The sequence below is a fragment of the Pseudomonas sp. PS01270 genome, from assembly GCF_029959775.1.
GTDB lineage: Bacteria > Pseudomonadota > Gammaproteobacteria > Pseudomonadales > Pseudomonadaceae > Aquipseudomonas > Aquipseudomonas atacamensis.
This window is the reverse complement of sequence record NZ_JASCPT010000049.1, coordinates 24,092-38,633: the sequence shown is the minus strand read 5'-3', so window position 1 is coordinate 38,633 and position 14,542 is coordinate 24,092. Positions and strand designations below refer to the sequence as shown.

5 protein-coding genes are annotated in these 14,542 nt (G+C 63.6%); 4 read left to right on the top strand and 1 reads right to left on the bottom strand.

The genetic code is table 11. The features are described from left to right. Positions 1-93: 93 nt before the first annotated feature. Complete coding sequence (locus tag QMX86_RS15285; RefSeq protein WP_282386116.1) at positions 94-1,227, bottom strand: cupin-like domain-containing protein; 1,134 nt, start codon at positions 1,225-1,227, stop codon at positions 94-96. Between the two features lie 136 nt (positions 1,228-1,363). Here QMX86_RS15285 and QMX86_RS15280 point away from each other — a divergent pair, with 136 nt between their 5' ends. The 4 genes from QMX86_RS15280 to QMX86_RS15265 all read left to right on the top strand — a co-directional run bounded on the left by QMX86_RS15280 (position 1,364) and on the right by QMX86_RS15265 (position 14,532). Then, positions 1,364-2,104, top strand: a complete 741-nt coding sequence (locus QMX86_RS15280) for an alpha/beta fold hydrolase (protein ID WP_282386119.1) — start codon at positions 1,364-1,366, stop codon at positions 2,102-2,104. A 35-nt stretch (positions 2,105-2,139) separates the two neighbouring features. Next, positions 2,140-3,123 (top strand): TauD/TfdA family dioxygenase, encoded by a 984-nt coding sequence (locus tag QMX86_RS15275; RefSeq protein ID WP_282386121.1) that lies wholly within the window; start codon positions 2,140-2,142, stop codon positions 3,121-3,123. Between the two features lie 187 nt (positions 3,124-3,310). Next, positions 3,311-6,712 (top strand): amino acid adenylation domain-containing protein, encoded by a 3,402-nt coding sequence (locus tag QMX86_RS15270; RefSeq protein ID WP_282386123.1) that lies wholly within the window; start codon positions 3,311-3,313, stop codon positions 6,710-6,712. Continuing rightward, positions 6,709-14,532 (top strand): non-ribosomal peptide synthetase, encoded by a 7,824-nt coding sequence (locus QMX86_RS15265; RefSeq protein ID WP_282390400.1) that lies wholly within the window; start codon positions 6,709-6,711, stop codon positions 14,530-14,532. The genes QMX86_RS15270 and QMX86_RS15265 overlap by 4 nt, the downstream gene beginning before the upstream one ends. Positions 14,533-14,542 lie beyond the last annotated feature (10 nt).

The following is a 14,542-nucleotide window of genomic DNA, read 5'->3' as shown; positions in this document are numbered from 1 at the left end:
CGCCTGCTCGCGAATGCGTTGTATCAGGTATGAAGATATTTACTGACACACCGCCTTCGCGAGCAGGCTCGCTCCCACAGTTATTTTGCGGTGTTACCAGCCTCGTCCTGAGTCGACCCAGAAGTTGACTGACAGCGAAGTCGACACCGACTCCACCTGATGGAACCAGCCCTCTGGCAAAAACAGCAGATCCCCAGCCTCCAGTGTCACCCGCAAAAACGTCACCTCCCGCGCTGCCGGGAAACGTTCATAGTCCGGCGCGTCCGGGTTGAAATCGCAGCCATCCAGACCTCCCTTGGGCGCGGTCGACCAAGTGCCCAGTGCCTCGCGGTGATGAGGCGCGGCAAGGGTAAATTTTTTCTGCCCCCAGACCTGCGCGAAGAGATTGTCGGTGTCATCGCGGTGCAACGGCGTCAGCGTGCCCTTGGGGCCGATCCAGATACGTGGCGGAATGAACAACGACGTGTCGAAGTAGGGCGGATACTGGATCTGCTGCAGCAATTGCGCGGGCAGGATGTTGTTGCCCATGTACGCCGGCGGCTCGCCGTCGGCGCCTTTGACTGCCGGGCTGTCCAGCGAGGCGATGAACTCGGCCATCGAGGTCGAGCGGAAATCACGCTCGGTGGAAAAGGTCTTCTTCACGTAATCGCCGTGGCGGGTGATGCCCTGCAGTTCAGCAAAATGCACCAGCGATTCCTCACGGCTCAGGCTGAACAACGGCCAGTCGTGCAGGGCATTGCTGATCACCAGCGGAATGCCGTTGGGCAGATAACGGGTTTCGAATTCGTGCCGAGACAATTCGGCGCGCGCACGACGTTCGACGCTGGTCTGGCGAGGCAGCGCGGTAGTGAGCTTTTCGCTGAAGCGCGGTGGCGTCGGGTAGCGCTTGTTCATGTCGACCTTTGCCACCGTGCCGCCACCCTGGCGGGCGTGGTCGATGATCTGCGGCAGCATTGTCGCCAGGCCCATGTTGCCGCCGATCTTCAGGCGCCCGCTGGCGAACAGTTCCTCGACGTTGACCACGCCGGCCATGATCCCCAAAAAGTCCTTTTCCGCGACTTCGATGGTCACGTCCGGGCTGGGGTGGCGCCCGGCTTCCGTGCGCCGGCTGAACTTGATGTCGTACCAGTACGCCTGCTGCGCGCTGAAAATGAACTGGAAAACCCCCTCGATGCCGACCGCGCCGGCGTTGGCGAACAACTTGCCCAGAATGCTCTGCAGGTCCACGGTGATTCCCTCGCGATTGTTGTTTTTTTCCTGAACAGGCAACGAGCGGCTGGCGGGGGAATTTAGCGGCCGGGCGACTAATTTGTCCGGCCAGTGATCCGTCTTTCTTGCAGACACATTTTTCAAGGAAAGCGCGGTGACCAAGCTGACATTGCTGTGCCTGCCCTACTCGGGCGCCAGCGCCATGGTTTACAGCCGCTGGCGGCGCCAACTGCCGACGTGGCTGCAATTGCAACCGGTGGAACTGCCGGGGCGTGGCACGCGGTTCGATGAACCGCTGCAGACCGACATGCGTGCACTGGCGCGACAATTGGCGCGCGAGCACAAAGCGGGGCTGCAAGGCCCGTATGCGTTGTTCGGGCATAGCCTCGGTGCGTTGCTCGCCTGCGAACTGGCCCATGCCTTTCGCGAGTCGGGTGTGCCGGAGCCGCTGGCGCTGTTCGCCTCCGGCACCGCCGCACCGTCCATGCGTAGCGATTACGACCGCGGCTTTGCCGAACCGCGCAGCGATGCAGAGCTCATCGAACAGTTGCGCACCTTTCAGGGCACCAGCGAAGAAATCCTCGCCAATGAGGAATTGATGAGCCTGACCCTGCCGGTGCTGCGCGCCGATTTCATGATGTGCGGCCGCTTTACGCCTGCCGAGCGGCCCCTGCTCAATTGCCCGGTGCACGTGCTCGGTGGCAAGGAAGACCGCGCCACCACCGAACAGCTGATCGGCTGGAGCAAAGAGACCCTGGGCAGTTTCTCGGTGGACATGATGACCGGCGGGCATTTCTTCATTCATGAACATGAAGCGCGGGTCATTCGCACGATCAAGACCCATCTGGAAGTGCATCACCGACGCCTTGCACAGGCGCCGCAACCGGCGTTCTGAGACGCGCCTCATCTATCATTTTCAGGAGGCCAGTCATGGCTGTTGCTCTGGGGTTTTCCGTGCGGCCGTTGCTGCCGCAGCGCGGACGTTTGCCGCTGTTGGTCGAGGCGGGCGATGCCGACACCGATCTGTTGGCGGTATTCGATGAATTGAAGGCCTTGGTCGACGAGCATTTGCTGCGCGACGGTGGCGTGCTGTTTCGCGGTTTTCGCCTCGATGGCGCCGAGCAGTTCCGCCAGTTTGCCGCGAGTTTCGGCCATCCATTGCTCAACTACGAGTTCGGCTCGACGCCGCGTACCAACGTCACCCAAGGCGTGTACACCTCCACCGAATACCCGTCGCACCAGAGCATTCCGCTGCACAACGAACAGGCCTATTCCCGCGACTGGCCGATGAAGATCTGGTTCTACAGCATGATCGCCGCCAGGTCCGGCGGCGAGACGCCGATTGCCGACAGCCGCGAAGTCTACCGGCGCATCCCCGTGGCGATCCGCGAGCGTTTCGTCAGTAAAGGCCTGATGTATGTACGCAACTTCGGCAATGGCCTCGACGTGGCGTGGGAAGACGTGTTCAACACCGAAGACCGTGAAGTCGTCGAGGCCTACTGCAAGGCCCACGGCATTGTCTGCGAATGGAAGGACGACGGTGAGCTGCGCACGCGGCAGACCTGTCAGGCGGTGGCGGTGCACCCGGTGACCGGCGACCACGTCTGGTTCAATCAGGCGCACCTGTTTCACATCTCCAACCTGCCAGCGGACGTGCGCGAAAGCTTGCTCGACATCGTCGACGAAGAAGACCTGCCACGTAATGTCTACTACGGCGACGGCTCGCCGATCGAAGACGAAGTGCTGGCGCAGATTCGCGCGGTGCTCGACGACTGTGCGATCAGTTTCCCCTGGCAGGAGGGCGATGTACTGATGCTCGACAACATGCTCTCGGCTCACGCGCGCTCACCGTTCGAAGGGTTGCGCAAAGTCATCGTGGCCATGGCCGAGGGGCATTCGCAGGACGTGCGCTGACCTGTTCGCAACCCTTCAACTCAAATGCCGAATCCGGGCCTGTACCGGCTTCGGCATTTGTCTGTCTGGCCTTCGTACTGTCGGGCCGTGATTGCCGCTGGCGCGCTAAATCATTGCGCGGGCCATTCGTTCTTGTTGATACGACCGGGTCTCCAGGTCACGCCGCCGATCAGCAAGGACTCCACGCATGAATGCCGCAGACGCACAGAAACTAGCCCGCCGCTTTATCGAATTGCCCCAGGACAAACGCCGTCTGTTCCTCGCCGGCATGGCCCGCGAGGGCATCGATTTTGCGCAGTTGCCCATGACCGCCTGCGACGGCATCGCCGAGCGTGACGGCCTGTCTTACGCGCAGCAGCGCATGTGGTTTCTCTGGCAACTGGAGCCGACCAGCGCCGCCTACAACCTGCCGATGGCTGTGCGTCTGGATGGTGAATTGCAAGTCGAGGCACTGGAGCAGGCCTTCAGCCGTCTGGCGGCGCGCCACGAATGTTTGCGCACCACCTTCGGCCAAGACGGCGAGCGGGCCTTCCAGCGTGTGGCCGAACCTAAGCAACTGAAACTACCCGTGACTGACCTGAGCGAGTTGCCCCAAGCCAAGCGCTGGCCGCTGGCTCAGCAGCACATGATGGCCGAGGCGACCCAGGCCTTCGACCTGCAGAACGGCCCGCTGCTGAGTCTGCGGCTGTTGCGCCTGGCCGCGCAGGAACACGTGCTGCTGCTGACCCTGCATCACATCATCGCCGACGGCTGGTCGATGAACATTCTGATCGACGAATTCATGCGCACTTACGACGCGTTGGTCGCCGGGCGTGAACCGACGCTGGCGCCCTTGACCGTGCATTACCGCGACTATGCGCTGTGGCAGCGCAGCTGGCTGGAGGCCGGTGAGCGCGAGCGGCAACTGGACTACTGGCGCACGCAACTGGGCGACGAACATCCCGTGCTGGAATTGCCCACCGACCGCGCTTATCCGGCGCAAGCCAGCCATCAAGGCGCACGCCTGGAAACAGTGATCGACGCTGCCCTGCGCGAAGAACTGAAAAATCTTGCCCAGCGTCAGGGCGTGACCTTGTTCGTGGTGTTGCTGGCAGCGTTCAAGACCCTGTTGCATCGCTACAGCGGCCAGACCGATATTCGTGTCGGCGGGCTCATTGCCAACCGCACCCGCAGTGAAACCGAAGGGTTGATCGGTTTCTTCGTCAACACCCAGATTCTGCGCAGCGTGGTCACCGCACAAACGCCATTCGCCGAGTTGCTGCAGAACCTGCGCCAGGCCGCCCTTGGCGCCCAGGCCCATCAGGATCTGCCGTTCGACGCCTTGATCGAAGCCCTGCAACCGGCGCGCAGCCAAAGCCACAATCCGCTGTTTCAAGTGATGTTCAACCACCAGCCGCTGGTTACCGATTTGCATCAGGCGCAACTCGCTTCAGGCTTGCGCGTGGGCTATCTGAGCGAGGAGCAACTGGCCGGCAGCGGCCGGCAACATGCGGCCACCAGTGACCTGATGCTCGACACCCGCGAGGAGGGCGAGCAACTGTTTGCTGCCTTCACTTACGCCACGGATATTTTTGATGCCGCAACCATTGCCGCGCTGGCTGGGCATTGGCGCAACATTCTCCAGTCGGTGTGCCGTGATCCGCAGCAGTTGATCGGCGAAGTGACGATGCTCGCCGACAGCGAACGGCAAGCGCTGATACAAGCGACTGCACCCGTGCCTCGGTTTACCAGCGTGCAAAGCCTGTTCGAAGCGCAAGTCGCACGCACTGGGCAAGCGCCGGCGGTGCTGTTGGCCACGGCGCCTGCGCCGGCATTCAGCTACGACGAACTCAACAGCCGCAGCAATCGCTTGGCCCATCAGCTGCGCGCACAGGGTGTCGGCCCGGACGTGCTGGTCGGTGTCGCGCTGGGGCGCTCTCTGGAATTGGCGGTAGCGCTGCTGGCGGTGCTCAAGGCTGGCGGTGCCTATGTGCCGCTGGATCCGCAAACCCCGGCCGAACGCTTGCGCCATGTGCTCGCTGACAGTGGTTTGCAACTGTTGCTCAGTGATCAGCAAAGCCTCGCCAAGCTGCCGCCACTGGATGGCATCGAGTGCCTGTGTCTGGAGCAATTGCCCGCCAGCGGGCAGAGCGACAATCCCTCGATCACGGTCGAAGCCGACAACCTCGCTTACGTGATCTACACCTCTGGCTCCACCGGGCGGCCGAAAGGCGTGGCGGTCAGTCATGGCGCGCTGAGCGAGTTCGTCGCCCGCGCCATCGACTACAGCGGTCTGCGCGAAGGCGACCGTGTTCTGCAATTTGCCACCAGCAGTTTCGACGGTTTCGTCGAGCAGTTTTTCCCGCCGCTGTGCCATGGCGCCAGCGTGGTCATGCGCGATGCGCCGCTGTGGGACAGCGCGACGCTGCATCAGGTCATCGTCGATCAGGGCATCACTCTGGCCGACCTGCCGGCGGCTTATTGGTATTGGCTGGTGCAGGAATACGCGGCGAAACCGCCGGCCAGTTTCGGCGCACTGCGGCAGATTCACGTTGGCGGCGAAGCCATGGCGGTGGACGGTTTGCGCTTGTGGCAACAGGCCGGGCTCGGCCATGTGCGCCTGCTCAACACCTACGGCCCGACCGAGGCCACGGTGGTCTCGACGATTCATGACTGCACCGCGGTGACCGCGCAGGACGTGTCGTGGCGCGGCATGCCGATCGGCCACGGACTGGCAGCGCGGCGTCTGTACGTGCTCGACGATGATCTGAACCTGCTGCCGCAAGGCGCGGTGGGCGAGTTGTACATCGGTGGACCGGGGCTGGCGCGCGGTTATCACCGTCAGCCGAGCCTCAGCGCCGAGCGGTTCATCGCCGACCCTTTCGCCGATGGCCAGCGCCTGTACCGCACCGGCGACCGTGCGCGGCTGCGCGGCGATGGCGCGCTGGAATATGTCGGCCGGATCGATCATCAAGTGAAGATTCGCGGCTTCCGCATCGAACTGGGCGAGATCGAATCGCGCCTGCAGCAATGTCCGCGCGTTCGCGAGGCAGTGGTGCTGGCGGTGCCATTCGCCGGCGGTGCGCAACTGGTCGCTTACGTGGTGACAGAACCTGCGGTGCTTGCCAGCGCGGCAACGCAAACGGCGTTCCGTCAGCAGACCCGCGCGGCGCTGCAAGCCAGCCTGCCGGATTACATGGTGCCGGGGCATCTGCTGTTGCTGGCGGACCTGCCGCTGACGCCGAGTGGCAAGCTCGACCGCAAGGCCTTGCCGACGCCGGATCCGGCGCAGTTGCAGGGCGATTACCGCGCCCCGCAATCGCCGGCCGAGCAGTGTCTGGCGCAAGTCTGGGCCGAGGTGCTGCACGTGCCGCGTGTGGGCCTGGACGATCATTTTTTTGAACTGGGCGGCCATTCGTTGCTGGCCGCGCAGGTGATTGCGCGGGTCAAGGAGCAGATGGGCGTGGTGCTGCCGCTGCGCAGCCTGTTCGAAAAACCGCTGCTGGCGGATCTGGCCGAGGTGCTCGGGCAACTGGCCGAGGTGAGCGGCGACGACGACTGGTCCGACATGGATCAGTTCATGAATGCTTTGCAAGGAGAAGAAGTATGAGCGGCACGATGGCGGAACGTATTGCAAAAAGGTTCGTCGGCCTGCCGCTGGAACAGCGTCGGCTGTTTCTGGCCAAATTGCGCGAGGAGGGCAAGGATTTCAGCCTGTTGCCGCTGCCGGTCAGCCGCCACGACTGTGCGCAGATTCCCCTGTCGTTTGCGCAGCAGCGTCTGCTGTTCCTGTGGCAACTGGAACCGCAAAGCGCCGCGTACAACATGGCCGCTGGCTTGCGTCTGAAAGGCCGGCTGGATGAGTTGGCCCTGAGCCGCTCGTTCGATCATCTGCTGGCGCGTCATGAAGTGTTGCGCACGGTGTTTAACACCGACGGTGATCAAGCGCATCAGCTGATTCTCGAGCAACAAAGTATTGCGCTGGCACGCTTCGATCTGACTGGCACCGCCGCGCAAGAGCGCGAAGAACTGCTCGCGCAACACGTGCAAGACGTCACCGCGCAACCGTTCGATCTGCGCCACGGCCCGTTGCTGCGCGCCAGCCTGTTTGCCTTGGCCGACGATGAATTCGTGCTGGTGGTGAGCATGCATCACATCGTCTCCGATGGCTGGTCGATGGACGTCATGGTCAAGGAATTCGTGCAGTGCTATCAGGCGTTCAGCTTGCAGCGCGAGCCGCAATTGCCAGCACTGCCGTTGCAATACGCCGACTATGCGATCTGGCAGCGGCGCTGGCTGGAGGCCGGCGAGGGCGAACGCCAGCTCGACTACTGGCGTCAGCAATTGGGCGACGAACATCCGCTGCTGGAAGTGGCAGCGGACTTTGCCCGACCGCTGACGCAAAGCTTTGCAGGACAGACCCTGAGTTTCGATTTCGGTGCTGACCTTTCGCAGCAGCTCAATGCCTTCGCGCGCAGCCAGGGCATCAGCCTGTTCATGCTGGTGCTGGCCGGGTTCTCGCTGTTCCTTTCGCGTCTGGCCGGCGAGCGCGACATTCGTGTCGGCGTGCCGAATGCCAACCGTGGCCGCGCCGAAGTCGAGGGGCTGATCGGTTTCTTCGTCAACACTCAGGTGCTGCGCTGCCAGGTCGATGAGCGCGGCAGTTTCGCCGATTTGCTGGCGCAGGTGCGTGAAGCGGCGTTCGGCGCGCAGGCGCATCAGGAATTGCCGTTCGAGCAACTCGTTGACGAATTGGTCGCCGAACGCACCCTGGGCCACAACCCGCTGTTCCAGGCCAAGTTCAACCAGAACGTCGGCATGCAAAAACAACGCTCGATGGCCTTGCCCGGCCTGACCGTCAGCGAATATCCGCTGGCCAAGGACGGCACGCACTTCGATCTGGCCCTGGACATCACCGACGACGGTGCGCTGATCCACGGCCAGATGACCTACGCCAGCGATCTCTACCGGGCGGAAACGGTCGCCGGTTTTGTACCGATGTTGCTGGATCTGTTTACCCAGTTGCTCAACTCGCCGCAGGCGCCATTGCACATGGTAGCGACGCCACGGCCTGCTGCGCTTGCCAGCCAACGCGAACCGGCGTTAACGGTGTTGCAACACTGGGCGCGTGAAGTGGCGCGGCAGCCGCAGGCGCTGGCCGCTCGGGATCTCAAGCAAACGGTGACTTTCCAGGCGCTGGATGAGGAGGCCAATCGTCTCGCCCATTATTTGCGTGCGCAGGGCGTCGATGTCGGCGACCCGGTGGCGGTGCTGCTGGAACGTTCGCTGGACTGGCTGACTTGCCTGTTGGCGATTCTCAAGGCTGGCGCGGTGTACATGCCGCTCGACGTCAAGGCGCCAAGCGCGCGCCTGCAACAGATGCTCGGTGCTGCCCAGGCGCGGGCGCTGATCGGTGCTGAAGGCGACGCACGGCTCAGCGAACTGGCGGCTGAGGGCTGTCAGGGTCTGGAGTTTGCACCGGGGCAATGGCACTCGCTGCCGACGTCCGCGCCTGAACTGACGCTGTATGCGCAGTCGCCGGCCTACGTGATTCACACCTCCGGTTCCACCGGGCAACCGAAGGGCGTGCTGGTCAGCCACGGCGCGTTGGGCAGTTATGTGCGCGGCGTACTCGAGCGTCTGGCGCCGGCGCCGGAGGCGAGCATGGCGCTGGTCTCGACCATCGCCGCTGACCTTGGCTTCACCGTGCTGTTCGGTGCGTTGTGCTCGGGCCGACTGCTGCATGTGCTGCCGGAGGAACTCGGTTTCGACCCGGACCGCTTTGCCGAATACATGGCCTGCCATCGCGTTGGCGTGCTGAAGATCGTCCCCGGGCATCTCGCCGCGCTGTTGCAGGCGGCCAAGCCTGCCGATGTGCTGCCGGAACACGCACTGATCGTCGGCGGCGAAGCCTGTTCGCCGGCACTGGTCGAGCGCGTGCAGCAACTGAAGCCGGGCTGCCGCCTGATCAACCACTACGGGCCGAGCGAAACCACCGTGGGCGTGCTGACCCATGAGGTCGAAGTGCTTGCCGCGCAAGCGCGCAGTGTTCCGGTCGGCACGGCGTTGGCCGGTGCCCATGTCTATGTGCTCGACGATGTGCTCAACCCGGTGGCCGATCAGGTTGCCGGTGAGTTGTACATCGGCGGCGATAGCGTTGCCCTTGGCTACCTGAATCAGCCGGGGCTCACCGCTGAGCGTTTCCTGCCTGATCCGTTTGGGAACCGCGGCGCGCGGGTGTACCGCAGTGGCGACCGGGTCCGGCGCAATCGCGAACAGGCGCTGGAGTTCATCGGTCGTGCCGACGATCAGGTCAAAGTGCGCGGCTACCGTGTGGAGCCTGCGGAAGTCGCGCGGGTGTTGCTCAGTCTCGACGGTGTCAGCGAAGCCGCCGTGCTCGCGCTGTCACTGGATGACGATCCGGCGCGCCTGCAACTATTGGCGTGGTGCGTGCCGGCAGTGGGCGCGAAGGTGCAGGCGCAGGATCTGCGCGAACAATTGCAGGCGCGGCTGCCGGATTACATGGTGCCGGCGCAGTTGCTGTTGCTGGAAAAGCTGCCGCTGACTGCCAACGGCAAACTCGACAAGCGTGCCTTGCCAGTACCCGGCGTGGTCAGCCAGCAGTTCGTCGCGCCGGTCGGTGAGATCGAGGAAAAACTCGCCGCGATCTGGGCCGAGGTGCTCAAGCTCGAAACAGTCGGCAGCAGCGATAACTTCTTTGAACTGGGTGGCGACTCGATCCTCAGCTTGCAGATCATCGCCCGGGCCAAGCGCCAGGGCATCAAGCTCAGCCCCAAGCAGTTGTTCGAAAAACAGACCATTGGCCAATTGGCTACCGTCGCCAAAGTGATCGAAGCCAAACCGGTTGCCGTCGCTGCACCAGTGGCTCGCGGGCCGTTGCCGTTGCTGCCGATTCAGGTGCGTTTCTTCGACACGCCGATTGCTCAGCGCCAGCACTGGAACCAGGCGGTGATGCTGCAACCGACCCTGGCGCTGGACGCCGTGCATTTGCGCAAGGCGCTGGCGACGTTGGTCGAACAGCACGAGGCCTTGGCCTTGAGCTTTGTGCAGTCGGGCGATAGCTGGCAGGCGTTGCCGCAGGCTCAGCGCGATGCCGAACTGCTTTGGCTATGCGAACTGGACAGTCTCGATGCCTTGCCGGCCGTGGCCGACGCGGCGCAGCGCAGCCTCGATCTGCACCGCGGGCAGTTGCTGCGCGCGGTGCTGGTCACTCTGCCGAATGCCGAGCAGCGCTTGTTGCTGGTCATCCATCACTTGGTGGTCGACGGCGTGTCGTGGCGCATTCTGCTGGAGGACTTGCAGCAGGCTTACCAGGCATTGGCGGCGGGGACGGCGCCGATGTTGCCAAGCCAGAGCAGTTCGTTGCACAACTGGGCCGAGCAGTTGCATCGTTATGCGCAGAGTAAAGCGCTTGCCGGCGAACGCGATTATTGGCGCCAGACCCTGGCGGCGGAAGACGCGGCACTGCCACAAGATTTCGCCGTGGACAGCCAGACCCGCGCCCAGGCCGCTCGCGCCAGTACGCGCCTGAGCCAGACATTGACCGACAAGCTGCTGAAAGTCGCCCCGGCGGCGTACCGCACGCAGATCAACGACCTGTTGCTGACTGCATTGGCGCGGGTGCTGTGTGACTGGAGCGAGCAGCCGTCGGTGTTGATCCAGCTCGAAGGCCATGGTCGTGAAGACCTGTTCGACGACATCGACCTGAGCCGCACGGTCGGCTGGTTCAGCAGCCTGTTCCCGGTGCGCCTGACTCCGCAGGCCAATCCCGCTGCGTCGCTGTGCGCGATCAAGGAGCAACTGCGCGCCGTGCCGGGCAAAGGCATCGGTTATGGCGTGCTGCGTTACCTCACGCGTGCAGCCGAGTTGCAGACGCTGGCGCAACCACGGGTGACCTTCAATTACCTCGGTCAGTTCGACGGCGCGTTCAGTGCCGAGCAAGGCGCGTTGTTCCTGCCAAGCGCTGACAGCACCGGCGCCAATCAGGATGGGCAAGCGCCGCTGGGCAATTGGCTGAGCGTCGACGGACAGGTTCTCGGCGGTGAGCTGGAACTGACCTGGACCTTCGGCAGCGGCATGTACCGCGCCGAGACCATCGAGGCGTTGGCCGAGGCCTATCGCCGCGAACTGCAACGCCTGATCGAACATTGCTGCGCGAGCGGGGCAGGTGGCGTGACTCCTTCGGATTTCAACCTCGCCAACCTGACCCAGGCGCAGCTGTCGGCATTGCCGATGGCGCCGCGTGACATCGTCGATCTGTACCCGCTGTCGCCGATGCAGCAAGGCATTCTGTTCCACAGCCGCAACGAGCCGGACAGCCCGGCCTACACCACTCAGCTGCGCGTCGACGTCGAGCAGCTCGACGCCGAGCGCTTCCGCCAGGCCTGGCAGCAGACCGTCGATGCTCACGATATTTTGCGCACGGCGTTCGTCTGGCCGCAGGATGCCGCCGCGCCGGTGCAAGTGGTGCGCAGCCGCGTGCAGATGCCGTGGCAAGTGCAGGACTGGCGCGGTAGCGCTGGCCTGGATTCAGCGCTTGATCATCTTGCCGCTGAAGATTTGCAACGTGGCTTCGATCTGCTCGACGCACCGCTGTTGCGCGTGACGTTGGTGCGCATCGATGAGCACACTCATCACCTGATCTACACCTGCCATCACATCCTCATGGACGGCTGGAGCACTTCGCAGTTGTTCGGCGAAGTGCTGCAACGTTACGCCGGCATCACGCCGAGCGCAGGGCAGGGGCGTTATCGCGATTACATCGAATGGCTCGGCCAGCGTGATCAGCAGGCCAGTCGACAGTTCTGGAGTGCGGCGCTGGCGGACCTTGAACAGCCGACGCGACTGGCCAGTGCCATGCCGGTCAGGCACGCGGCCAGCGGCTATGCCGATCACGAGCATGTGTTCAGCGAACCGCTGACCGCCGAACTGAACCGCTTCGCCCGCGAGCAGAAAGTCACCCTTAACACGCTGGTACAAGCGGCGTGGCTGCTGCTGTTGCAGCGTTATACGGGCCAGGATCACGTGGCGTTCGGCGCGACGGTCGCCGGACGGCCAACCGATTTGCCGGGCGTCGAGCAGCAGATCGGTCTGTTCATCAACACCCTGCCGGTGGTGGCGGCGCCATCGCCGGAGATCGGCGTCAGCCAATGGCTGCAACAGGTGCAAGACCTCAACCTGGCCTTGCGCGAGCACGAACACACGCCGCTGTATGACATTCAGCGCTGGGCCGGGGCGGGTGCCGGCGCGTTGTTCGACAGCATTCTGGTGTTCGAGAACTATCCGATGGCCGAAGCGCTGGCGCAGGGACCGCAGACGGGGCTGAAGTTCTCGGCAATCCGCCGTCAGGAGCAGACCAACTATCCGCTGACGCTGGTGGCGGTCACCGGCCGCGAGCTGAGTCTGGGCGTGAGTTTCGATCAGGCCAGCTTCGACGCTCAAGCGATCCGCGCGTTGAGTGCGCAGCTGCAAGGCCTGCTCGAGCAGTTCCTCGCCGACGCCACACAGCCGCTGGGCGCGCTGCAACTGCTCGCCGAGCCACAACGGCAACAAGCGATCGAGTGGGGCAAGGCGCCGGTTACCATGCCGGATCAACGCACAGTGCTGGCGCACATCGCCGCGCAGGTGCAGCGACAGCCACAGGCGAACGCGGTGCTGTTCGCTGAGCAGTCCATCGCTTACCAAGACCTCGATACCCGGGCCAATCGTCTGGCGCACAAGCTGCAAGGCATGGGCGTCGGGCCGGAAGTGCGCGTCGGCGTGTGCATGCGCCGCACGCCGGACATGCTGGTCGGCTTGCTGGCGATCCTCAAGGCCGGTGGCGCCTACGTACCGCTGGACCCGGATTACCCGCAGGAACGCTTGCTGCACATGCTCGACGACAGCCACGCGGCGGTGCTGCTCACTGAGCCAGCGGCCTTGGCGATGCTGCCCGAAACCTTGAGTGCGCAGGTGCTGCTGGTGGACGAGAACGTCGCCAGCGAATACCCGGCCACTGCGCCACTGGTTAATCTCGCGGCAGACAATCTGGCGTACGTGATCTACACCTCCGGTTCCACCGGCAAACCGAAAGGCGTAGCGATCAGCCACGGCAATCTGTCGGCGCTGATTCAGTGGTCAGCGGGTGTCTATCGCGAAGAACAATTGCGCGGCGTGCTCGCTTCGACGTCGATCTGCTTCGACCTGTCGGTGTGGGAAATCTTTGTCACGCTGGCCTGCGGTGGCTGCCTGGTGCTGGCCGACAACGCTCTGGCGCTGGCGGATTTGCCGGCGCGCGATCAGGTCACCCTGATCAACACTGTGCCGTCGGCGATTGCCGCGTTGCAACGGGCGGGACAGATTCCGGCTTCGGTCGGCACGATCAATCTGGCCGGCGAACCGCTCAAGCAGAGTCTGGTCGACAGCCTCTACGCCAGCACTCAGGTGCAGCAGGTCTACGATCTTTACGGGCCGTCGGAGGACACCACTTATTCAACCTTCACCCTGCGCACGCCGCAGGGCCGGGCGAACATTGGCCGGCCACTGGACAACACCGTGGCGCACCTGCTCGACAGTCAGTTGCAGGTGCTGCCCGAGGGCGTGGCGGCCGAGCTGTACCTGGCGGGTGCCGGGGTGACGCGCGGCTATCTGCGCCGCGCCGCGCTGACCGCCGAACGCTTTGTGCCGAATCCTTACGCGAGCAACGGCGAGCGCCTGTACCGCACCGGCGATCTGGTGCGCCAGGGCGACGATGGCAACATCGAGTACATCGGTCGCGCCGACCATCAGGTGAAGATTCGCGGTTTCCGCATCGAACTCAGCGAGATCGAAGCACGCCTGCTGGAACTCGACGATATCGGCGAAGCGGTGGTACTGGCGCAGGACGGCACCGCTGGCAAACACCTGCATGCCTACCTCGTCGCCGCGCCGGACAGCGAGCGGTCGACGCTGGCCGAGCGGGTGCGCAATGCCTTGGCCAGTCGCTTGCCGGCGCACATGGTGCCGGGGCATCTGCACCTGATCGACGCGATCCCGCTCACGCCCAATGGCAAGCTCGATCGCAAGGCGCTGATGGCGTTGGGCGAGAGCCCGACGCAGGAGCAATACCATGCACCGCAAAGCGATCTGCAATGGGAGGTCGCGACGATCTGGCAGGAGGTGCTGGAAGTCGAGCGGGTAGGGCTGGCGGACAACTTCTTCCAGCTCGGCGGCCATTCGTTACTGGCGACGCTGGTGGTGACCCGGGTGCAGGAACGTCTGGGCGACAAGGTGCCGCTCAAGGCGTTGTTCGAGACCGACACGCTCAAGGATTTCTGCGTGCGGATCGAAGCGCTGCGCGTCGAAATGTCGCCCGTTCAGGATGAATTGGCTAAATCACTGGAGGCCCTCAAACGTCTATCCCTCGATGATCTGGAAAAACTGATTTCTTGAGAGGGAAAAA